The sequence below is a fragment of the Collinsella sp. AF39-11AT genome (assembly GCF_003474585.1).
In the GTDB taxonomy this organism is placed as follows: Bacteria; Actinomycetota; Coriobacteriia; order Coriobacteriales; family Coriobacteriaceae; genus Collinsella.
In genome coordinates, this window is record NZ_QROG01000012.1 from 29343 (window position 1) to 51817 (window position 22475).

Below are 22475 nucleotides of genomic sequence, written 5' to 3' on the forward strand. Positions count from 1 at the left end.
CGTCAACTGCAGAGCAGCTCATTTGGGACAGAGCTTTTTTGACTACTTTTAAAGGGTGCTCAGGCTCGGGGTCCAGGCGATGGTGGGGGTCGCGCCGTCGAGAACCTCGTTGATGGTGGCGGCCATGCCGGCGAGGAGGCTGTTCTCACTTACGGTGAGCGTCTTGTAGCCGCCGGCTCGCATGAGCTCGCGAATCACCACGGCGCCGGCCAGAATCACGCCCGCGCGTTTGGGCTGTACACCCGGTAGCGCGGCGATACCCTCCACATCCAGCGCGGACATACGCTCGATGGCAGCCGAAACCTGCTCCATCGAAAGCTCGCGCAGGTGCACAAAGCTCGAATCATACGGCTCCAGCTCGTGAACGAGTGCCACGAGCGTGGTGACGGTGCCGCCCACCGCAACGAGGCGTTCGGCGCGCTCAAAGTCGCTGGGCAGGCCTTCAAAATAGGCGGCAAACTGCTCGCCTGCCCACGCGGCAGCGGCAGCAAGCTCGCCATCCGCGGGCGGCAACGCGGAGAAAAAGCGCTCCGTCACGCGACGGCAACCGATGTCCAGCGAGCGCGTTCCCTCCAGCGCAAAGACACCGCGCTCCGGAGCGTATACGCCCGTCGCGAGTTCCGTGGACCCGCCGCCCGAATCCGCGACGATGATGCGCTCGCCGGCAAAGTCGTGCGCCACGCCAAAAAACGTCAGGCGCGCCTCGACCTCGCCCGGAATCACCTGTGGTTCGAGCCCCAACTCGCGCAGGCCGTCCAGCAGCAACGCGGCATTGGACGCATCGCGCGCGGCACTCGTGCACGTGGTGCAGACGCACACGGCCCCAAAGGCGCGCGCCTCGTCCACAAACGTACGGCACGCAGCGAGCACACGCTCAACGGCCGCCTCGCAAAAGCGGCCCGTCGCGTCCACGCCCTCGCCCAGGTCGGTAATCTCGGTATGCTTGGACGATTCCACGATCGCCCCGGCCTCGACCTGCGCCAGCACCAGTCGCGACGACACCGTTCCCAGGTCGATCGCGGCTACCTTATAGCGTTTGCAATTTGTCATTGCGGGCTCCCCTCCGGGCGCTATTTGCCGTTGGACACGACCGTCTGGCCCTCGACGCCGTTAAACCCAAACAGCATGTCGAGCGCCTGGATGTACCACGGCGCGTCCTTGCCGACTTCTTCGATTTCCTTGGCCACTTCGCTGGCCTTCTTGGCGTTTGAGGACTTTTTGCTCGACGACGAGTCCGAATCGTCGTCCAAGCCCAGCACGTCAATCTTCTTCTCGCCGGGCATCACCAGGCCCAGGTCCTCGGACGCCGCGTCCTTGATACCCTCCTCCGAGAGCAGCTTGTCGACGCTTTTTTGCAGCTCATCATTGTATTGCTGGCGAATCTCGACCTGCTTGGCCAAGATATCGCTCGAACGCTTTGCCACGTACAGGTCGCGCACGGGGAAATACAGGCTCACGAGCACCAGCGCCACCACGACACCGATAAACAGCGGACGCAGAGAGCCATGCGTAAAGTCATAGATCGCCTTGACCACCGCGTTGTCGTTGGCGTAGCGCATAAAGTCCGAGCCCGAAAAACGGTTCGAGGGCCTGCTCGATTTGTCGTGTGCCTGAGTCGAGGGACGCGACGTATGCGACGAACGTGCCGGGCGCACCGGTCCATCTGTCGAAGTATTCACTTGAGCATTGGGGCGCGAGGTACTTGTCGGGCGCTGCACGGGGCGGTCGACGCCGGCGTAGGCGGGCCCACCGAGCTGCACCGTGCGTGCACGGCGAGGCGACGGCTCGCGTGAACCGGCGGAATAGTACCTGTTGTCGTAAATCTGATCCATGTGCGCCTTGTGCGGTTGAGGTTTGTTTGCGCTAAGTCCTTTAGTTATAGCACGAGCGCCCGCACCGCCTTCGCCAGCCTTTGCTCGACATAAAAAAGGCGCTGAGCCATATGGCCCAGCGCCCACAGCGCTTTGCGGCGTCCAGCCAAGGCGGGGCGGAACCGAGTCAGCCTCCTCCTCGCCAAATTCGCCCGTTTAGCGAATGTTGTAGAACGCGGCCTTGCCGGCGTAGCGCGCGCTGCCCTCGAGCTCGTCCTCGATGCGAATGAGCTGGTTGTACTTGGCGATACGGTCGCTGCGGCACGGGGCGCCCGACTTGATCTGGCCGGCATTGACGCCCACGACCAGGTCGGCGATCGTGGAATCCTCGGTCTCGCCGGAGCGGTGACTCACGATGCAGGCGTAACCGGCCTCCTTGGCGGTCTCGATGGCCTCGAGCGACTCGGTGAGCGTGCCGATCTGATTGACCTTGACCAGGATCGCGTTGGCGGCACCCAGCTCGATGCCCTTCTTGAGGCGCTCGGTGTTGGTGACGAACAGGTCGTCGCCCACCAGCTGCACCTTGTTGCCAATGCGGCGGGTAAGCTCAACCCAACCGTCCCAGTCCTCCTCGGCCATGCCGTCCTCGATGGAGATGATGGGATAGGTGTCGACGAGCTTCTCCCAGTAATCAACCATCTGGGCACTCGTGTACTCCACGCCCTCGCCCTTGAGCTCGTACATGCCGGTCTCGGCGTTGTAGAACTCGGTCGAGGCCGGATCCATGGCGTACATGAAGTCGACGCCGGGCTTAAAGCCAGCCTTCTCGACGGCCTTGGTAATGTACTCGAACGGCTCGGCATTGGTCTTGAGGTTGGGCGCAAAGCCGCCCTCGTCGCCCACGCCGCCGCCCAGGCCCGCCTCGTGCAGCACGCCCTTAAGGGTGTGGTAGACCTCGGCGCACCAACGCAGGCCCTCGGCAAAGCTCGGGGCGCCCACCGGCATGATCATGAACTCCTGGAAGTCAACGTTATTGTCGGCATGGACGCCACCGTTGAGGATATTCATCATAGGCGTGGGCAGCAGGTGGGCGTTGACGCCGCCCAGGTACTGGTACAGCGACAGGCCCGCCGACTCGGCAGCGGCGCGGGCGACGGCCAGCGACACGCCCAGGATGGCGTTGGCACCGAGCTTGGTCTTGTTGGGGGTACCGTCCGCGGCAATCAGCGCGGCATCGACGGCGCGCTGGTCGAAGGCGTCGAGGCCCACGACGGCGTTAGCGCACTCGTTATTGACGTGCTCGACGGCCCGAGAGACGCCCTTGCCCAGATAGCGGCCCTTGTCGCCATCACGCAGCTCGCAGGCCTCAAAGGCGCCGGTCGAAGCGCCCGAAGGCACCATCGCGCGGCCGAAGCTGCCGTCCTCGAGCACGACCTCGACCTCGACGGTGGGGTTGCCGCGGCTGTCGAGTACCTCGCGACCGTAGACATCCAAAATATCGCTCATGTTGTCTCCCTCTCACTTGGAAACGGGTTGAATGCTTGGCGACACGGCTTGCACGCTACAGCGGCGCGCAGGTTCATAAGTTAGCCTTATCGCACTTTTTGCATTATGCCCTAAGTTAGCCAAGGGATACAATCTTTTTAAAAAATAATAGGGGCGATGGGACAAGTCCGTCCCGTCGCCCCCGCAGTCTTACTCCTCTGCCTTTGCGGCATCCCAGAGGTCATTGAGGCCGTGGGTCGAAAGCTCGGCCAGATCCACGTGGGCGTCGGCCGCCATCTGCTCCATCGCGGCCCAGCGGCGGCGGAACTTTGCCGTGCTGGCACGCAGGGCGCTCTCGGCGTCGATTCCCTCCTTGCGCGCAACGTTGACCAGAGCAAAGAGCAGGTCGCCAAACTCCATCTCGCGCTCGGGCGAGCCGGAAGCCTCGGCCTCAAACTCGGCACGCTCCTCGGCGACCTCGTCCCACACGTCCTGGACCGTCTCCCACTCAAAGCCCACGGCAGCCGCCTTGCGCGACACCTTCTGAGCCTGCATCAGCGCCGGCAGGTGCGTGGGCACGCCGTCGAGCAGACCCTCGGGCGCGGCCTCGCCTGCCGCCACGGCCTGGTCTTTGGCGGCCTTCTCGGCAAGCTTGACCTCGTCCCAGATCTTGAGAACCTCGTCGGAGCTCTCGGCGTCCGCATCGCCAAACACGTGTGGGTGGCGGCGGATGAGCTTGGCGTCGATATCGCGTGCCACATCGGCCAGCGAAAACTCACCGGCGTCCGCCGCAATCTGCGCATGCAGTACGACCTGCATGAGCACGTCGCCGAGTTCCTCGCGCAGATGCGCCACGTCGTCGGCCTCGATGCAGTCGAGCGCCTCGTAGGCCTCCTCGATCATGTTCTTGCCAATGCTCTGATGCGTCTGTTCGCGGTCCCACGGGCAGCCATCGGGCTGACGCAGGCGCCAGATGGTCTGCACCAGATGCTGCAGCTCGGCCGACGCGTCGACCAGCGTGGACAGATCGCGCGAGCCCTCGGCATTTTGCTGAGCCAGCTGCTCGGGCATGGTTACTCCTCCTCCAGGATCACGTGGCGGAACGCACCGTCCTCGTAGATACCGTAGCTGTGCGTGCCGTCTTTGGGAATGCTCACGCTGCCGGGATTGAAGAGCCACAGGCCCGGGTGCGTCTCGCTCGCTTCGTTGACCTTGATGTGCGTATGGCCGTAGACGAGCGCGGAGCCCTTGGGCAGCGCGGGCGCGTGGTCGACGCTGTTGTGCATGCCGGCGCCAAAGACGTGGCCGTGCGTCAGGAACAGCTCGCGGCCGGCCTCATCGAACAGCGTGGCGTAGTCGGCCATGACGGGGAAGTCGAGCACCATCTGGTCGACCTCGGCGTCGCAGTTGCCGCGCACCGCGATGATGCGGTCGGCCGGGGCGTTGAGCAGCGGAATCACGCGCTTGGGGGCGTAATCGCGCGGCAGGTCGTTGCGCGGACCGTGATAGAGCAGGTCGCCCAGCAGGACGATGCGGTCGGGCTGCTCGGACTCGATGGCGGCGCAGAGGCGCTCGGTCCAATATGCCGAGCCGTGGATGTCGGAGGCGATGAGGTATTTCATGGGAGGGTCCTTTCGGATGGGGTTGATGTGGCCAGGCGCGAGATGTGGCCGGGCGCGCTATTCAAATCGCAGTGCCGAGGCTTGTGCCGCCTGCATCACGCGCTGGAGTGGCACGCCATGTTCGCGGGCAAGACGGGCGCAATCCTCGTACTCGGGAGCCGCGCGCTCGCTGCCGTCTGGCAGGGTCGCCACCTTAACGGACACCTCGCCCCAAGGCGTCGCTACCTGCTCAAAACGACGCGGCAGGCAAACGCGTTCCGTCACCTGGCGACGAACGGCGTTGGTCGTGGTTTCCAAAAAGATAATCGTCTGCAGGCGTTCGATATCCTCATGCGAGCAGATTACCTGCAGCTGCCAGCCGGGGCGACCTTTTTTGCAGTAGAGAGGCAGCCAGTGCACCTCGCGGGCGCCTGCCTCGCGCAGGCGATCGGCGGCATAGGCGAGTACCTCGGGCGACGCATCATCGATGTCGCACTCCAGCTTGACGATGGTTTCGGGCGCATCGGTCTCGCGGGACAGCGGAGATGTACTTCCACGTTGCATACGGTCCGGATCCTTTCCGCACGGGCTCGTTTTATTCACCCAAACGCTAGCACATCGAACGTGGCACAGGCGTGACTTTCGTCCGTCGTCGCCCTTGCCCCTATCCAAACATGTACGTCAGCCTCCAAACATGTCATTTTTTGTCGGTTTTGGAGGCTGACGTACACGTTTTGGAGCGGGCCGCACACGATCAAAATTGCGCCCGCATTCCGTCCACCACAAAGTTCGCCGCACTCAACAATTTTGAACTTTCTACGCAGTTCATCGGCCAAAAAATAACCCTCGGCATACTTATCCGCTGCACGATGTTACTCTAGTTGCATTTGGCTAACTAAGCGGCTGCCGAGAACCCCGCCCGGCACCGTCATGGCATCGGAGGTTTCATGTTCGAGAAGCGACTCTTCTCCCTGGTTCCGCAGGCAACGCCCTACATTGTGGCGAGCGTCCTGTTTAAATGGATCGCGCTCATGGCAAACATCACGGTGATGTGGGTGCTTGCGCGCATCTTGGGCGGTATCGTCACGGACGGCCTTTCCGCCGCGCTCGCCGTCGACGCGCTCGCACAAGCCGCCTTGCCGCTCGCCGTCGCCATCATCGTGCGCGCCGCCGCCATCTACCTGGCTCAGCGCACCGGCGACAAGGCCGCCTTCGAGGCCGTCCGCCGCGCGCGCTCGCTCGTCTACGACAAGCTCACCGCACTCGGCCCCTCCTACACCGAAACCGCCCCCACCGCCGAGGCCGTCCAGACCAGCGTCGAGGGCGCCACGCAGCTCCAGGTGTACTTTGGCGGCTACCTGCCGCAGCTCTTCTTTGCCGGGCTGGCGCCTGCCACGCTGTTCGTCCTGCTCATGGGCCAAGCGGGACTTCCCGCCGCGCTGCTGCTCGCGTGCGTTCCGGTCATCCCTATCTCCATTATGATGGTCATGCGCAACGCCAAAAAGATCGGTGCCGAGTACTGGGGTAGCTATGTCGATCTGGGCGGCATGTTCCTGGAGGCCGTGCAGGGTCTCACCACCCTTAAGGTGTATCAGGCCGACCGCGACTGGCACAAGCGCATCAACGCCGAGTCCGAGCGTTTCCGCACAGCGACCATGCGCCTGCTGGTGATGCAGCTGCGCTCCATTTGCGTTATGGACCTGGTCGTCTATATGGGCGCCGCGCTCGGCATTATCGTAGCCACGCTGCAGCTCGCCACGGGCAAAATTGGCTTTGAGGCGGCCTTTCTCATCGTCTTTCTGTCGCAGGAGTTCTTTTTGCCCATGCGCCGCCTGGGATCGCTGTTCCACACGGCCATGAACGGCATGGCCGCCTCGCGCCGCATGTTTGGCATTTTGGATACGCCCGAGCCCGAGCGCGGCGATGTTGAGCTTGATGGTCGCGGCGATATCGAGCTCGCAGGCGTGAGCTATGCCTACGGCGACCGCACCGTGCTGGACAGCGCCAGCGCGACCATTGCGCACGGCTCGCTCGTGGCACTCGTGGGCGAAAGCGGCGGCGGCAAGTCCACGCTCGCGGGGATTATCGCGGGCCGCAAGGACGCCTACCGCGGCAGCGTGCGCATTGGCGGCGTCGAACTGCGCGATGTCACGGCCGCCTCACTCATGCGCGCCGTCACGCTGGTGCCCACCAACGGCTACCTGTTTGCCGGCACCCTGCGCGACAACCTGCTGCTCGCCCAGCCCAACGCCACCGACACCGAGCTTTTGCGCGCGCTCGACCGCACGCGCGTGGCGGCCTTTGTGCGGGCCAACGGCGGGCTCGACATGGTGATTAACGAGGGTGGCACCAACCTTTCGGGCGGCCAGCGCCAGCGCGTGTGCATGGCCCGCGCCCTGCTGCACGACTCGCCGATCTATGTGTTTGACGAGGCTACGAGCAACGTCGATGCCGCAAGCGAGGCCGCGATCGGCGAGGTCATCGCGTCGCTTGCCGGCGGGCACACTGTAATTGTGGTGGCACACCGCCTGTCGACGATCGTGGACGCCGATCAGATCCTGGTGCTGGAACGCGGCCGCATTGCCGAGCACGGGACTCACGGCGAGCTCTTGGCCGCCGCGGGCGCCTATGCGCGCATGTGGAACAGCCAGGAGCAGCTCTCGGCATATGCGTATGCAGAGGGTGATGCTGAGGATGCCGGCGCGGTTGAGGCTGTTGACGGCAGCGCCGCCTGTGCCGATGGCCTCAACGGTACTAGTTCGTCTTCCGCTGCCGCGGCGCCTGACTCCGGCCGCGCCCGTCGCTCGGCGCCGTCCATCATGTGGCGCATGATGGGGCTCGTCCGACCGCTTGCCGGCTGGCTTGTGCTAGCCGTCGCGCTGGGCAGCATCGGCATGCTCACCGCCGCGTTCGTGCCGGCCTTTGGCGCCCTTGGCCTTATGGCCGCGCTGGGCCGCAACGCCTTGGGGCTTGGTCTTATCGCAGCATGCGCGGCCTGCGCCGCCTGCGGCATCGCGCGCGGGCCGCTCCACTACGGCGAGCAGCTCTGCAACCATTACATCGCATTCCGTCTGCTCGCACACATTCGCGACCTGGTGTTTGGCGCCCTGCGCCAGCTCGCCCCCGCCAAGCTCGAGGGCCGCGGCAAGGGCGAGCTCGTGAGCCTGGTCACCTCGGATATCGAGCTGCTCGAGGTCTTCTACGCGCACACCATCTCGCCCATTGCCATAGCTCTGGTCTGCACCGTTGTGTTTGAGGGCTTTTTGCTGGCTGTGAGCCCCGAGCTCGCGGGCATCGCGCTCGTGGCCTACGCGGTCCTGGGCGTGCTACTGCCCCTGACCTCGGCCAAGGCATGCGGCACCACCGGCCGCCAGAGCCGCGAGGGCGCCGGTAAGCTGGGCGCCTTTGTACTCGACAGTCTGCGCGGCGCGGGCGAGACCATCCAGTTTGCCGGTGGCACCGATCGCAGCCGTGCCCTGGGCAAGCTGACCGAGCAAGTCGGCGCCGTGGACGCGCGCCTCAAGCGCCGCCAGGCGGTCAGCGAGGCCGTAGCCGATGCGCTTATTCTTGTGGCTAATCTGGTGATGCTCGGGCGTGCGCTGCAGCTGGTGGCTGCGGGAACGATTGACTTTGCCGCAGCGTTTGTCTCCGTCTTTACCTTTGTGTCGTCGTTTGGCTCGGTGATGGCCGTGAGCCGCCTGGGCGCCTCACTGCAGGAGACGCTCGCCTCGGGCGCACGCGTGCTCGATTTGCTCGACGAGCAGCCCCAGTGCGCCGAGGTCGCCGATGGACAGAACGTTGAGTTTGCCGGCGCCGCAGCCGAGCATGTGAGCTTTAGCTATGTGGGCGGCGTGGACGCGGGCGGTGCGGGCGCCACAGAGCAGGTCGCGAACGACACCGCTGCGAGTCTCATCCTCGACGACGTGACCTGCACCTTTGCGCCCGGTACCATGACCTGCATCATGGGGCGCTCGGGTTCGGGCAAGTCGACGCTGCTTAAGCTGCTCATGCGCTTTTGGGACCCCGCAGCCGGCACCATCACGGTGAGCGGCGTCGATGCCCGCCACATCAACACGGCGAGCCTGCGCAGCCACGAGGCCTATATGACCCAGGACACGCATCTGTTCTGCGGCACCGTACGCGAGAACCTGCTGGTCGCGCACGCCGACGCCACCGATGCCGAGCTGCTCGACGTTTGCCGCTCCGCCTCACTCACCACGCTCATCGACCGTCTGCCGCAGGGACTCGACACGCCCGTTGCCGAGCTGGGCGACTCGCTTTCGGGCGGCGAGCGCCAGCGCATCGGCCTTGCGCGCATCTTCCTCAACGACGCACCCTTCATCTTGCTCGACGAACCCACCAGCGCGCTCGATGCTCTCAACGAGGCGTCCGTGATGCAGGCAATCGACGAGCTCAAGCGCCGCGGCAAGACCATTGTGCTCGTGAGCCACCGTGCCAGCACCTGCGCGTTTGCCGATTTCTCGCTTTCGGTCGAGCACGGGAGGCTGAGCTAATGGCGCGCCCAGTCGACACACCGGAGCTGGCGCGCAAACGTGCACGCGAGGCCCAGATGGTGTCGCAGATGATTGCACTGTGGTGCCGCGGGCATCATCGCGGCGGCCACGAGGGTAAGCAGGCTCCCAACGGCGAAAAGCCCACTCGCGTCAAACTCGGGCTCCGAACCGTTACGCTCTGCCCCGAATGCGCCGAGCTGCAGAAATACGCCATCGCGCGCATTGAGCACTGCCCGCACATGGGCACCAAGACATTTTGCTCGGCCTGTCCTTCGCATTGTTACCGGCCTGCCATGCGCGAGAAGATCCGCGAGGTCATGCGCTGGTCGGGACCGCGTATGATCCGCTATCGTCCCGTCACCGCCGTGCGGCACGCGATTATAACCGTGCAGTCCAAACGAGCGGCGACACGAAGCAAGTAGTCGCCGGCGCCGGCACGCGCCGCCTGCCCTTTCCAGTCGGTTTCGACTTGCAGCGTTCCCGCCGCGCCGAGGCTGCGCCATTACAATGGAACGGATTCGCCAAATGCAAAGGAGTCGCCATGTCCGCCTGCCCGCTGGTCGATTGCCATACCCACACCTCGTTTTCGGATGGCCATGCCTCGTTTGAGGACAACGTCCGCGCCGCTGCTGCGGCCGGCTGCCGCGTCATGGTCTCGACTGACCACCTCACCCTGCCCGCCAGCATGGACGCCAACTGCGAAGTGCAGGTTGTCGAGGACGACCTGACGGCGCATCGCCTGGCATTTGAGGACGCCCGCAAGCTTGCCGCGCAAATCGCGCCGGAGCTCGAGCTTATCTATGGCTTTGAATGCGATTGGTACGAGGGCTGCGAGCCCTTGGTAGAGCACTGGTCCCAGGGCGCCGTCGTACGTCTGGGCAGCGTGCACTGGATTGGCAACCCGGGCGATATTGCGGCAGGCGCCGCGGGCACGGCAGGGACAGAGGACGTCGCGCGCCCCGATACACCCGATTCCCTTTGCGGTTGGATCGACGACGATACCAACCTGCATGTTTGGGAAAACTTAGGCGTGCGCGGCGTGTGGGAGTGCTACGTCGACGACTGGTGCCGTGCTTGCGAAAGCTCACTCAACTTTGACGCGATGGCCCATCCCGACCTGGTCATGCGCTTTTCGAAGGACGGCTTTGCACCCGACTTTGACCCCGCGCCGTTTTGGGAGCAGATGGCCGAATGCGCCCACGATACGGGTCGCCGCGTTGAGGTCTCGACCGCCGCACCGCGCAAGGGGCTCGACGATTACTACCCCGCGACCGGGCTGTTGCGCCGCTTCGCCCATGCCGAGGTGCCCATCACCTTTGGCTCGGACGCGCACCGCGCCTGCGACATCTGCTGGAACATCCGCGAGACCCAGGCCCACGCCTACGACTGCGGCTACCGGGCCTTCGATATCCCCCACCCCACCGGCGAATGGGAATCCACGCCCCTCGCCTAACTAGTCGTTTAAGAACGTCCCCAATGACTAGTGGCGGCGGGCGTTGAGTTCGCCGGCCAGTTCGTCGAGGGTGATGCCGTAGCGCTCGAGCGTCACGAGCAGGTGGTAGATCAGGTCGCCGGCCTCGTAGCGGATGTGATCGTGGTCGTTATCCTTGCAGGCCATGATCACCTCGCTCGCCTCCTCGGCAAGCTTCTTGAGAAGCTCGTCCTCGACGTCGGTCAGCAGACGCGCGGTATAGCTCTCCTGCGGCGATGCGTCGCGACGACCGTGAATCACCTCGGCCAGTCCCGTCAGCGTCTCACCGATGTTTCCCGGCTGCACGTTAGCTGTTCTGACTCCCATGGTTATTTCCTCTCGTTACTGCAGCGTAAAGTAATTACCGGTCTCATCGAACCGAGGCTTTGCGCCCTTTTTCTCAAAGAACTCAACGATGACGGCATGGGCCTCATCGAGCCTTTCCTTCTCGGCCTCGAGCCAAAGCGACTGCGCCCCGCAGGCATCGGTCAGGTGCACGCGGCACGGCACGCCCACGCGGAGGAGCTCGGCGTTGCAGTCAGCGACTTCGAACGGCGTCACGACCTTCATCGTGTTTCCCCCTTTACGTGCTTAAAGAAGCAGGTACGGTTGCCGGTATGGCAGGCAGGACCCGGCGAGTCAACCTTGACCAGCAGCGTATCGCTATCGCAGTCGGCCCAGAGCTCCTTGACCTCCTGCATGTTGCCACTCGTCGCGCCCTTGTTCCAGAGCTCCTGGCGGCTGCGGCTCCAAAACCACGTGGTGCCGGTCTTGAGCGTCAGTCCCACCGACTCCTCGTTCATCCAAGCAACCATAAGCACCTCACCGGTGTCATGCTGCTGAACCACACAAGGAATCAGCCCGTAGGCGTCATATTTGAGCTCTGCCGCGGTTGTCACTTGCTCCATTTAAAAGTCCAATCTCACAGGAATGCCCTGCGACGCCATATACTCCTTCACCTGGCGAATGCTGAAAGTTCCAAAGTGAAAGACGCTGGCCGCCAGCACGGCGTCGGCTTCGCCCTCGATCACGCCCTCGGCAAAATGCTCGAGCGTGCCCACGCCGCCGCTTGCGATCACCGGGATCGGCACCGCGCGCGCCACGGCGCGGGTGAGTGCCAGGTCGAAGCCAGCCTTGGTGCCGTCGCGATCCATGCTGGTGAGCAAGATCTCACCGGCGCCGCGACGAGCCGCTTCCTCGGCCCACGCCACCGCATCGATACCCGTGGCGTTGCGACCGCCCGCCGTGAAGACCTCCCACTTGTCGGCATCCGGCTGACCGGGCAGGCCCACGCGCTTGGCATCAATCGCCACGACCACGGCCTGGCTGCCAAACGCCGCGGCGGCCTGGCTGATCAACGACGGATCGCGCACGGCGGCAGAGTTAAGCGACACCTTGTCGGCACCGGCGGCAACCATGGTTCGCATGCCCGCCAAGTCGCGGAAACCGCCGCCCACGGTATAGGGAATAGCGAGCTCCTCGGCCGCGTGCGCCGCCATCTCGATGGTCGTCGCGCGGTTGTCGCTCGTCGCGGTAATGTCCAGGAAGACGACCTCGTCTGCACCCTCGCGGTCGTAGGCGCGCGCCAGCTCCACCGGGTCGCCAGCATCGCGCAGGCTCACAAAGTTGACGCCCTTGACCACGCGGCCGTCCTTAACATCCAGACAGGGAATCACGCGTTTGGCAAGCATGGGCTACTCCTTCCCTCGGGCGGCGGCCAACGCCTGGGCCAGCGTAAAGTTGCCCTCATAGAGCGCACGACCGGTAATGGCACCCTCGATGGCATCCTCGCCCACCGCGGCCAGTGCGCGGATATCGTCGAGCGTCGAGATGCCGCCCGAAGCCACGACGGGAAAGCCCGCGACCTCGGCCACATGGCGATACGCCGCCACGTCGATGCCCGTCTGCATGCCATCGCGCGCGATGTCGGTATACACCAGATGCTTAAAGCCCAGCTCGGTGAGCTGCGCCACGGCGTCGTCGAGCGCCACACCCGCGCCGTCGCGCCAACCATTCACCTTGACCTGGCCGTCACGGGCGGCAATGTCTGCCACCAGTAACTCGCCAAAGCCTTGCGCCGCCACCTCGGCAAATCCCGGCTCGGTCACGAGCACCGTGCCTAGCGCGATGCGACGCGCGCCGTAGCCGGCCAGCTCGTCGATGCGCGCGAGCGAACGAACGCCGCCGCCCACGTCCGCGGACAGACCGTCGACGCCGCAGATGGCCTTAATCGCTGCCGAGTTGGCAGCGCACGCGTCCTCGTCCTCGCCAAAGGCAGCGGACAGGTCGACGACGTGCACCCAGCTCGCGCCCTGCTCGGCAAAGGAGCGGGCAACGGCCACGGGGTCGTCAGAATACACCTTACAGCGGCTCCGGTCGCCGCGCTCCAGGCGCACGACCTTGCCGCCGATCAAATCGATTGCGGGAAACAGAATCATCGGCCGGCCCCCTCGACGATGCTCACGAAGTTCTTAAGGATGCGCTGACCCAGCGCAGAGGATTTCTCGGGATGGAACTGGCAGCCCCACACGTTGCCGTGGCGCACGATGCACGGGAAGCTCCGTGTATAGTGCGTGCGCGCCAACACATCGGCGGCATCGACGTCGTCGGCCACCGCGTAGCTGTGAGTGAAATACATGTTGGCGCCCTCGGCAAAACCGGCAAGCAACGGATCGGCCGCACCGGCGGGCGTCATGCGCACCTGGTCCCAGCCCACGTGCGGGACCTTCAGACGGCTCGACTCCAGGTGCGTGCACGAGCCACGCATGATGCCCAGGCCATCGACCCAGGGACCACCGGCCTGCTCGGAGGCATCGTCGTCCGCGTCCGCGTCCTCGTTCGCAGGCACGCCCTCGTTGCCGCGCTCAAAAAACAGCTGAAGGCCCAGGCAGATGCCAAGCAGCGGAGTTCCGGCGGCAACGGCATCGAGCACGGCCGCCTCCTCGCCGCTCTGGCGCATAAAGGCGATCGCGTCATAGAACGCGCCCACGCCCGGAATGACCAGGCCGTCGGCGCGGCGGATTTGCTCCGGGTCGTCCGATGTACAGGCGGCGGCACCGGCGCGCGCAAGCCCGCGCACGACGCTCGACAAGTTGCCCTTGTGGTAGTCGACCACCACGATCTTCGGTTCGCCCACGCGACCCCTCCTCCTCATCTTGTCCGAAAACCACCACAAAGGGGACAGGCACCTTCGTGGTGGTTTCTGCCTTTGTAGCGGTTACAGTGAGCCCTTGGTGCTAGGGATGCCCTGCACGCGGGGATCGAGCTCGCAGGCGTGGCGCATCGTGCGGCCCACGGCCTTAAAGGCGGCCTCGATAATGTGATGCGAGTTGCCGCCCGCCAGCTCGCGCACATGCAGCGTGAGCTTGGCATCGCGCGCGAAGGCGTAGAAGAACTCGACCGCCAGCTCGGTATCGAAGCTGCCCACGCGCTCGGTCGGCACGGGCAGCTCGCAGTAGGCCTGCCCGCGGCCCGAAATATCAACAGCAGCCATCACAAGCGTCTCGTCCATGGCGATCGCCGCGTCGGCAAAGCGCGTAATGCCCGCCTTGTCGCCCAGAGCCTGGCAAAACGCCTCGCCCAGCACAATACCCGTGTCCTCGACGGTGTGGTGCGCATCGACCTCCACGTCGCCCACCGCGTGCACCGTCAGATCGAACAGACCATGACGGCCAAAGGCGTTGAGCATGTGGTCGAAAAACAGTACGCCGGTCGAGATATCGCACACACCGGATCCATCCAGGTCGAGCTTGACGACAATGTCGGTCTCGCCCGTCTTGCGGGTCACCTCGGCATAGCGGTCCATCTACATCTCCTCCTTCACCAGCGCGGCAAACGCGGCCAGCACCTCGTCGTTTTCCCGCGGGGTGCCCACGGTAATGCGCAGGCAGTCCGCGAGCCCCGGCGCGTAGCTAAAGTCGCGCACCAAAATTGAATACTCGTCGCGCAGACGCTCGCGCACGCGCGTGGCATGCGGCGTGCGCACGAGCACAAAATTCGCCGCGCTCGGCCATGCCTCCACGGGCATGCCCTCGGCAGCCATTGCACGCAGGGCGCACAACTCGCGCTCGCGCTCGGATGTAACCTGCGCCACCACGGGCGTGTACGCATCGCGGGCACGCACGCAGGCAAGCGCCGCGGCCTGGCTCAGCACATTGACCGAATAGATCTGGCGAATCGCCGCAAACACGTCGATGACCTCGGGCGCCGCAATCACGTAACCAAGACGCGTGCCGGCGGCGCCAAACGCCTTGGACAGCGTGTGCAGAATCACCAGGTTGGGATGCTCGGCGATAAGCCCCTGCGCCGTGGTGGCCGCGCCAAACGAATCGTCGGCAAACTCCACGTAGGCCTCGTCGACCATCACCATGCCGGGGCACGCGTCGCACAGCGCCGCGATAAAGTCGAGCGGCGCCACGTCACCCGTGGGATTGTTGGGCGAGGTCACGATCGCCAGGTTACACTCGGGTGCCGCCGCAAGCACGGCGGCCTGGTCGAGCTCAAAGGTCGCGGGGTCGCGCCACACGTCGCGCACCTCGGTCTGGCAGAGCGACGCAAAGAACGCATACTCGCTAAAGCACGGCGGGCAGTTGAGCAGGGTCCGTCCCGCGCCGCCAAACGCCAACAGGTAGTTATAGAGCAGCTCGTCGCCGCCGTTGCCCACGCAGACATTCTCGCGCGCCACACCATGCCAAGCGGCAAGCTCGTCGCGCAGATCGATGGACATTGGATCGGGATAGCGGTTGAGCGGCGTGGCAGCCAGGGCGGCGTCGACCGCCTCGCGCACGCCAGCCGGCACGGGATAGGTGTTCTCGTTGGCCGAAAGGTTGATGCGCGTGGGCGTAAAGTTGGGATCGTAGGGCTCAATACCGGCCAGGTAAGGCTGGACGAGCTCCTTCATGCGAGGCGTGAGTTCGGCCATATTAGGCCTCCCCGCCGGTTACGCCAGCGCCATCTGCGCCTGCAGCCGCCAGGTCCACGCCCTCGGCAACCGTCGCCACGGCGTCGCCCGGCCAGGCAACCTTGGTCAGGTCGGCCGCGGCGAGCGACTCGGCGCTCACGGCATCCTCGCCCTGCTCCAACACGCGGCGACGCAGTGCGGCCGAAAGCGCGTGCGCCCACAGGCCCTCGGCCTCGGCCAGACGCTGCGTAGCGGGAGCGTCGGAGAGCAGGCCCTCGGGCGTATAGCATATAACGCTCGAGCGCTTAACGAACTCTTCGACCGAAAGCGGGTTGGAGAACATGGCCGTGCCGCCGGTCGGCAACGTGTGGTTGGGACCGGCAACGTAATCGCCGAGCGGCTCGGAGCTCCAAGCGCCCACAAAGATGGCGCCGGCGTTGCGAATGCCGCCGAGCAGGCCCATCGCATCCTTGCAGTGCAGCTCCAGGTGCTCGGGCGCCACGGTGTTCACGGCCTCGACGGCGGCCGCCATGTCGGCGGCCACCACGATGGCGCCTTCGTTATCGAGCGAAGCGCACGTAATCTCGGCACGCGGGGACTGCGCTACCAGAATGTCGATACCCGCCTCGACCTCACGCGCAAACTGCTCGTCGCAGGTCACCAGATAGCAGGCCGCCAGCGGATCGTGCTCGGCCTGAGCCATCAGGTCGGCCGCGACCACCATAGGCTTGGCCGTGGCATCGGCCAGCACGCAGACCTCGGAGGGACCGGCGACCATGTCGATACCCACGTCACCCGAGACAATCTGCTTGGCAGCGGCAACAAAGGCGTTGCCCGGGCCGGTGATTTTGTCGACGCGCGGAACGGTCTCGGTACCGTACGCCAGCGCGGCCACGGCCTGGGCGCCGCCCACCATATAGATTTCGTCCACGCCGCCGAGCTTGGCCGCCGCGAGCGTATACGGGCTAATCAGTCCATCCTTTTGCGGCGGGGTCACCATGACCACGCGCTCAACGCCGGCAACCTTGGCGGGAATGGCGTTCATAAGCACGGTGGAAGGGTACTGCGCGCGACCGCCCGGCACGTAGATGCCGGCCGCAGCAAGCGGGGTCACCTTAACGCCGAGCATCGTGCCGTCCGGGCGCGTGGTAAACCAGCTCTGCTCGACCTCGCGCTGGTGGAACTCGCGAATCTGGCGCGCAGCCTTTTCGAGCGCGGCGACAAAGGCCGGATCGAGGCCTTCGAGCGCGGCATCGATCTGCTCCTGCGGAAGACGGAAGCTCTGCAGCTCAACACCGTCAAAACGCTGGCAGTAATCGCGCACCGCGGCATCGCCGTTGGCACGCACGTTGGCCACGATATCGCGAGCGGCGTCGACGATGTTTTGCGGCAGCACGCCCTTACGGTTGAGCTGGTTGGTAACGAGGCGCTCACCGGGAGCAAGCTTGATGGTCTTCATTTCGGTATCCCCTATCGGTCGAGGTTGTGTTCGAAAAACGAGAGACCGGGCGGCGGCGCCAGTCGGCCCGCCGCCCGGACGTTGGGGCGCCCGTGCGTGCTCGCGCTATTGTGCCGAGCCCGCAACGGGCTCAAAATGCTTGTCCTTCACGGCTGCCGCCAAGCGATCTGCCAGATTGCGTACGCGCGGATCCAGACGTGCGGCACCCGGATTGACAAAGAAGCGGGCCGTGCAGTCCATAATGCGACCAGTAATAACGAGGTCGTTATCGCGCAGCGTGGCGCCCGTGGCGGTAATATCCACGATGCGATCGGTCATGCCGACGATGGGGCCCAGCTCGATGTTGCCGTGCAGCGAGACGATGTCGGCGTTCACGCCGCGCTCGGCATACCAGGCACTCGCGATGCGCGGATACTTGGTGGCCACGCGAAGCGACCCACGGCGGGCATAGTTGCGCTCGGCCTGGCCGGCGCGCCACGCGGGCTCCGCCTCGATAAAGGTGCACAGGCCGTAGCCCAGATCGACCAGCTGCAGCAGGTTGAGGTCTGCCTCGATAAGCGAGTCCCAGCCGCAGATGCCACAGTCGGCACCGCCGCAGCCCACAAAAGCGGGCGCGTCGCTGGGACGCACGATGACAAATTCGATATCGCCGACCGTGCCCTCGCCGGCACGTGTGTCGCGACCACGCACGATCAGGTGACGGCCGGGATCGCGCAGCTCAGAGACGTCCAAGCCCGCGGCCTCGAGCACATCGAGCGTATCGGCCTTGAGCGAGCCCTTGGGCACGGCGATACGCAGCGGACCCTCGGCGCCACGGCCCACGGCATGGTCACCATCGGAAGCAGCGTCCTCGGCCGAGGTGCGCGCGGCTTCCAGACGCTCGAGCGAAAAGGCAAAGCCCGCCGCCGGCACCTCGATGCCGTCGCCGAACGCACCGGTAAAGATGGAGTCGTAGCGACCGCCCGAGCCCACCGGATCGGGCAGGCCACCGGCATAGGCCTTAAAAACCAGGCCCGTGTAGTAATCAAAAGAGTTCATGATGGAGAAATCGAAGGACAGCACCTGGGCGTCCTCGGGAGCCAGACCATCAACCAGGGCACGCATCTCGCGCGTCAGCGGCGCGACGATGCCCGCCGCCGCCAGCAGCGCGTCGACGCGGTCGAATACCTCGGCGCCGCCGTGCAAGCGCGGCAGCTCGCTAATGGCGGCCTTGACGGCCTCGGGCTCGGCGCTTGCCGCCACACGGGCATCGAGGCCCACAAAGTCGTTGGCGTGCACGCAACGCAATGCCTCGGCAGCCAGTTCGCGATCCTCACAGGCCGCGAGCAGTTCCTTAAACGGACGCACGCTGCCCGCGATAATGCGCGCATCGGGCAGCGCCAGCTTGCGCATAGCCTCCGCCACCAGCGAGACGATCTCGACATCGCCCGCGACATCGCCCGCACCGATAAGTTCAAGGCCCAGCTGAGTAAACTGACGCGAGCCACCGGCATTGCGTTGGCACTCGCGAACCACCGGTGCCTCGTAGCGAAGGCGCAGCGGCAGATCGGCCGCGCGCATGCGGGTCGAAACCAAGCGCACGATCGGCAGCGTGTTGTCGGGACGGACCACCAGCAGGCGACCGTCGTCATCAAAGAGCTTAAACGGGGTGTCCGCAATGCGGCCGCCCTCCTCGAGCGAGCCCTTGTCCTCGAGCAGCGGCGTCTCGACCGGAAGGTAATGATGCTCCCTGAAGCAGCCCTTCACCGTCAGCGCAATCTCCTCGCGCGCCTGAGCCTCCTCGGGCAATATGTCCCGGAATCCCCACGGTGTGGCCGTCATCTGGTGAGCCTCCTCATGCTGTGTTTCATATAGAGCAGAAGACCGGCATAGCTCCGCCGGTCTTCTGGGTACTTTAGCATACTAGAGTGTTTGCGGGGAGAATCGTCCTCCTCGGCTCATAGCGTATTCATTTGGAAACATAGGGGAAAGCGCGTCCCGCCCGCCAGCCAAAAACTGGGATGCGGTTTCCGGTTGAGGTCCTCAGCGGAAAGTGTGTCCCATTCTGAGCGCCTGTTCTGGGACGTGCTTTCCGCCAGAAGCCTCAAGCGGAAAGCACGTCCCGTTTCTCAAAAAGCGTCAAACGCCAACTCGGCGCCCTGTCCCACTTAGGCGCCAATCGCGCGTCGGTACTCCGCCATAACCTGAGCGTCGGCTGCCGCGGGATTGGCGAAATAGCGCCAATCATAGGTCTCGGCCGAAACAACTCCGCGATAGCCGCGCGCCACCAGCCTATCCAGGTCGGCGCGCATATCGCGGTCGCCGTCACCCCAAGCAAGATGCGTCGTGCCATCTGCCGCAACATCGACAAAATGCACGTGGGCGACATCATCGCCAAGCAGATCAAAATAATCGTCGATGGTATCCCCCGCCACCGCCATAGCGCCCAAATCCAGACACGCCTTAAGTGCCGGATGATCAACTGCCTCGATCATGCGCTTCGTATCGGCCGCCGAGTTCACGATCATCGACTCAACCGGCTGTAGGGCCTCGAGCACCAGTCGCACGCCGCGCTCTCCCGCATGCTCGGCAATCGCACGCAGCATCGAGGCGCTGCGACCCCACGCGTCCTCGATCGGCTCGTTCAAAAATGCCCAGCCGCTCGAGACCATGACCTGCTCGGCTCCAAGTTCCGCCGCGATATCTACAACGTTCTTAAAGTACGCGAGCGTGCGGGCACGCGCCTCATTCCCGCGCGCCGCGATATTCCACGGCTTGGGGTTGTTCTGTTCGGGACAAAGCCCCACAATCCGAACTCCATACCGCTGCGACAGCTTTCGCACCTGCTCGAGCGAATCGTATCCATGGCAATCGACATACAGATGCATCGCCCCGGTCCAAAGCTCACAACACGCGTAGCCCGAGGCCGCTGCCGAAGAAAAGAATTCCTCAAGGTCAAAATAACGATGGCTGATATTCATGACGGCAAGCTGCGGATACTCCATCTTGTCCACCTTTCGGCAAAAGGGCGCCGCAGCACAATGTGCGCGACGCCCCCTCTTACATTGTTTTAATTATGACGGATGCCCTACTGAACACCAAGCACTCCAAAGAACGCGCCGGCGATACTCACGAGTAGGATCACGAGCATGATGAGCAGCGGATTCATCTTCTTCTTGAGCATGAGATAGACAATTCCAAACAGCCCCATCGTGACAAAGCCCGGGAAGATTCCGTTGAGCAGCTCGGCGAGCGTCTGAGCGCCATCGCCCGCGCCGACCATGAGCGGAATGTCCACGGTGACCATCTCCATGGTCATAGCGCCGATCACCATGGCGCCCATGATAGAGGCCATCTTGACGATCGTGTCCATAATGCCCGATTCCTGGACCTTGCTGATCATGTCCGAGCCAAAGCGATATCCCACAAACGTCAGCAGGTAACGGATGATGTAGTGGGGGACGTTGAACACGAGCAGGAACAAAATCGGGCCAAGAATAGAGCCCTGCAGCGCCAGCGACGTGCCGACACCCGTTGCCAAAATTCGCAGCGTACCCCAGTAGAAGGCATCGCCCACGCCGGACAGCGGTCCCATCAAAGCAAGCTTGACATTAGAGATCGCGCTCGTGTCAAAGTTATCTTCGGTGGCGTTGACTTCTTCCATTGCGGCAGCAATGGACATGGGAAGCGTCGAGATATACGGTGTGACGTTATAGAGCTCCATATGGCGCTTGAGTGCGGCCTTAAAGTCCGCATCCTGCGGATACAGCTTGCGAAGGATCGGCATAAGGGCCCACATAAAGCCGATATGGCCCATACGCTCGTAGTTCCAGGAATGCTCATAGGGAATCGAGCGCCAGAACAGCTTCTTAAGGTCTGCGCGGGAAATCAGCCCGTCGTAAGAAGACTCAAACTTAAAACTCATCGAACCCACTCCCAATCGCAGGATCCTCGGTTGCCGCTGCGGGCTGCTCCGCCTTTTTCTTGTCACCCAAAACCGTCATCGCGACGACGATAATCGCGGCAAAGATCGCCACGCCAGTCGTGCTAATGCCAAAGTAGGCGACGAGGAAGAAGCCAGCGAAGAAGAACGGAGCCACTGTTTTGTTCATAATCATCTGCGCCAGCATCGCAAAGCCGAGTGCGGGCAAGAAGGCGGCGGCGACATCCATGCCGGTCTGAACGAAATCGGGGATGATGTTGAGCAGGCTGGCAACAGCATCGGCGCCAAAGAAGAATGCCAGGGGAATGATCAGCAGGCCGCACCAGCTCTGCGCGTAACCGGCGATGAGCATGTTGCGCGTGATGGCCTTGGTGTCTCCGTCCTCGACGTTTTTGTCGATACGGTGCACCAGCAGCAGCATGACCGGCTGGCCCAGGGCCGTATCGAGCGCCAGGACGATCGTTGCGATGGGAATGCCCAGGGTCAGGGCCGCCGAAGCGTCCGCGCCGGCCTGCATGGCAAGCGACACGCCCAGAATGGTTCCGGAAATCGTATCGGGCGGGTTATACGCACCGACCGAGATGGCACCGACCATGGCAAGCTCCATCGTGGCGCCCATAATGGTGCCGGTCACCACATCGCCCATGACAAGGCCGACCAACGGTCCGAGCACAATGGGGCGCTGAAGGTAACTCGTACCGGTCAGCCACTCGGAATAGCCCAAAAGGGCAATCAGGAAAATCAGGATCGTCTTGATAACCATGACAGCCCCTAACCGATGACCTTTGCGGCATCAGTCCTCGCATCCGCCGGAATCATCTGAATGAACAGCTCATAGCCCTCGCCGAGTAGCTCCTTCACGTAGGCCTCGTTCTCGGGCGTAAGGAATACGCTCGTCGAGACCTGGCGGGCATCCTCGCTAAAGGCCACATTGCCGAGGTTGATCTTCTTGACGCCCATCGCCTTGGCGACGGCACCGGCCTGTTGGATCGTCTCGCAAACCACGAAGAGTTTGTACTTGTCGGTCACACCGCTCCGGAGCGCCTTGACGGCATCCTCGGTGTTTTTGACGACGACCTTGCATCCTTCGGGCTTTGCAAGGGACAGGGCCTGCAGACGAAGCTTGTCGTTGAGGACCGTGTCGCTCACTAACAGGATGCAGTCGGCACCCAGAGCCGAGGTCCAGCTAACGGCAACCTGGCCGTGAAGCAGTCGATAGTCCACGCGAATCATCTGAATCATGATGTGCTCCTAACGATTAAAACTGAGGCTTCGGTAGTTTGTGTGACAAGGGGCTAGCCTAGGCAGCAAC

General features: G+C 63.8%; 23 protein-coding genes. 3 read left to right on the forward strand and 20 right to left on the reverse strand.

Features of this window, described 5'->3' with window-relative positions; all coding sequences use genetic code 11:
• Positions 1-48 precede the first annotated feature (48 nt).
• The 6 genes from DW037_RS06405 to larC form a co-directional block, all read right to left on the reverse strand.
• Positions 49-1050, reverse strand: coding sequence for a hypothetical protein (locus DW037_RS06405; RefSeq protein ID WP_117629966.1), 1002 nt, complete (start codon positions 1048-1050; stop codon positions 49-51).
• A 20-nt stretch (positions 1051-1070) separates the two neighbouring features.
• The gene (locus DW037_RS10780; protein WP_233502567.1) at positions 1071-1832 is read right to left on the reverse strand and encodes a hypothetical protein; all 762 of its coding nucleotides are present in this window, start codon (positions 1830-1832) and stop codon (positions 1071-1073) included.
• A gap of 195 nt (positions 1833-2027) precedes the next feature.
• Positions 2028-3317 carry a phosphopyruvate hydratase gene (gene eno / locus DW037_RS06415; protein ID WP_117629967.1) on the reverse strand — a complete coding sequence of 430 codons (1290 nt, stop codon included), beginning with the start codon at positions 3315-3317 and terminating at the stop codon, positions 2028-2030.
• Between the two features lie 189 nt (positions 3318-3506).
• Positions 3507-4367, reverse strand: coding sequence for a nucleoside triphosphate pyrophosphohydrolase (gene mazG, locus DW037_RS06420; protein WP_117629968.1), 861 nt, complete (start codon positions 4365-4367; stop codon positions 3507-3509).
• A 2-nt stretch (positions 4368-4369) separates the two neighbouring features.
• Positions 4370-4918 (reverse strand): phosphodiesterase, encoded by a 549-nt coding sequence (gene yfcE / locus DW037_RS06425; RefSeq protein ID WP_117629969.1) that lies wholly within the window; start codon positions 4916-4918, stop codon positions 4370-4372.
• A 57-nt stretch (positions 4919-4975) separates the two neighbouring features.
• Complete coding sequence (gene larC / locus DW037_RS06430; RefSeq protein WP_117629970.1) at positions 4976-5461, reverse strand: nickel insertion protein; 486 nt, start codon at positions 5459-5461, stop codon at positions 4976-4978.
• A 383-nt stretch (positions 5462-5844) separates the two neighbouring features.
• On the opposite strand from larC, the gene DW037_RS06435 reads away from it, so the two are divergent.
• From DW037_RS06435 to DW037_RS06445, 3 genes are all read left to right on the forward strand, one after another.
• Complete coding sequence (locus DW037_RS06435) at positions 5845-9411, forward strand: ATP-binding cassette domain-containing protein (RefSeq protein ID WP_118373013.1); 3567 nt, start codon at positions 5845-5847, stop codon at positions 9409-9411.
• Positions 9411-9833, forward strand: coding sequence for a nitrous oxide-stimulated promoter family protein (locus DW037_RS06440; protein WP_118206261.1), 423 nt, complete (start codon positions 9411-9413; stop codon positions 9831-9833). The genes DW037_RS06435 and DW037_RS06440 overlap by 1 nt, the downstream gene beginning before the upstream one ends.
• Positions 9834-9952: 119 nt before the next feature.
• On the forward strand, positions 9953-10864 hold the full coding sequence (locus tag DW037_RS06445) for a PHP domain-containing protein (RefSeq protein WP_118373014.1): 912 nt from the start codon (positions 9953-9955) through the stop codon (positions 10862-10864).
• A 27-nt stretch (positions 10865-10891) separates the two neighbouring features.
• Here the strand turns inward: DW037_RS06445 and hisE are convergent, their stop codons facing one another.
• The 14 genes from hisE to DW037_RS06515 all read right to left on the reverse strand — a co-directional run bounded on the left by hisE (position 10892) and on the right by DW037_RS06515 (position 22405).
• Positions 10892-11209: a phosphoribosyl-ATP diphosphatase gene (gene hisE / locus DW037_RS06450; protein WP_117583614.1), complete on the reverse strand. Its 318-nt coding sequence runs from the start codon at positions 11207-11209 to the stop codon at positions 10892-10894.
• A 15-nt stretch (positions 11210-11224) separates the two neighbouring features.
• Entirely contained in the window at positions 11225-11452 is a 228-nt protein-coding gene (locus tag DW037_RS06455; protein ID WP_117843653.1) for a hypothetical protein, read from the reverse strand.
• Complete coding sequence (hisI, locus tag DW037_RS06460; protein ID WP_118373015.1) at positions 11449-11790, reverse strand: phosphoribosyl-AMP cyclohydrolase; 342 nt, start codon at positions 11788-11790, stop codon at positions 11449-11451. The genes DW037_RS06455 and hisI overlap by 4 nt, the downstream gene beginning before the upstream one ends.
• Positions 11791-12573, reverse strand: coding sequence for an imidazole glycerol phosphate synthase subunit HisF (gene hisF, locus DW037_RS06465; RefSeq protein ID WP_117799852.1), 783 nt, complete (start codon positions 12571-12573; stop codon positions 11791-11793). It abuts the gene before it with no gap.
• A gap of 3 nt (positions 12574-12576) precedes the next feature.
• Positions 12577-13320 carry a HisA/HisF-related TIM barrel protein gene (locus DW037_RS06470; RefSeq protein WP_117646207.1) on the reverse strand — a complete coding sequence of 248 codons (744 nt, stop codon included), beginning with the start codon at positions 13318-13320 and terminating at the stop codon, positions 12577-12579.
• On the reverse strand, positions 13317-14018 hold the full coding sequence (locus DW037_RS06475; RefSeq protein ID WP_233542287.1) for an imidazole glycerol phosphate synthase subunit HisH: 702 nt from the start codon (positions 14016-14018) through the stop codon (positions 13317-13319). The genes DW037_RS06470 and DW037_RS06475 overlap by 4 nt, the downstream gene beginning before the upstream one ends.
• Positions 14019-14099: 81 nt before the next feature.
• A complete protein-coding gene (hisB, locus tag DW037_RS06480; protein ID WP_118373016.1) occupies positions 14100-14687 on the reverse strand; it encodes an imidazoleglycerol-phosphate dehydratase HisB in 588 nt (195 codons plus the stop codon).
• On the reverse strand, positions 14688-15803 hold the full coding sequence (hisC, locus tag DW037_RS06485) for a histidinol-phosphate transaminase (RefSeq protein ID WP_118373017.1): 1116 nt from the start codon (positions 15801-15803) through the stop codon (positions 14688-14690).
• A 1-nt stretch (position 15804) separates the two neighbouring features.
• Positions 15805-17241 carry a histidinol dehydrogenase gene (gene hisD / locus DW037_RS06490; protein ID WP_118373018.1) on the reverse strand — a complete coding sequence of 479 codons (1437 nt, stop codon included), beginning with the start codon at positions 17239-17241 and terminating at the stop codon, positions 15805-15807.
• Between the two features lie 105 nt (positions 17242-17346).
• The gene (gene hisG, locus DW037_RS06495; RefSeq protein ID WP_117564889.1) at positions 17347-19062 is read right to left on the reverse strand and encodes an ATP phosphoribosyltransferase; all 1716 of its coding nucleotides are present in this window, start codon (positions 19060-19062) and stop codon (positions 17347-17349) included.
• 326 nt (positions 19063-19388) lie between these two features.
• Positions 19389-20225 (reverse strand): sugar phosphate isomerase/epimerase, encoded by an 837-nt coding sequence (locus tag DW037_RS06500; protein WP_118373019.1) that lies wholly within the window; start codon positions 20223-20225, stop codon positions 19389-19391.
• An 83-nt stretch (positions 20226-20308) separates the two neighbouring features.
• Complete coding sequence (locus tag DW037_RS06505) at positions 20309-21145, reverse strand: PTS system mannose/fructose/sorbose family transporter subunit IID (protein ID WP_099432276.1); 837 nt, start codon at positions 21143-21145, stop codon at positions 20309-20311.
• Positions 21135-21926, reverse strand: a complete 792-nt coding sequence (locus DW037_RS06510) for a PTS sugar transporter subunit IIC (protein ID WP_117637121.1) — start codon at positions 21924-21926, stop codon at positions 21135-21137. The genes DW037_RS06505 and DW037_RS06510 overlap by 11 nt, the downstream gene beginning before the upstream one ends.
• A gap of 8 nt (positions 21927-21934) precedes the next feature.
• Complete coding sequence (locus tag DW037_RS06515; protein WP_118373020.1) at positions 21935-22405, reverse strand: PTS sugar transporter subunit IIB; 471 nt, start codon at positions 22403-22405, stop codon at positions 21935-21937.
• Positions 22406-22475: the final 70 nt, after the last annotated feature.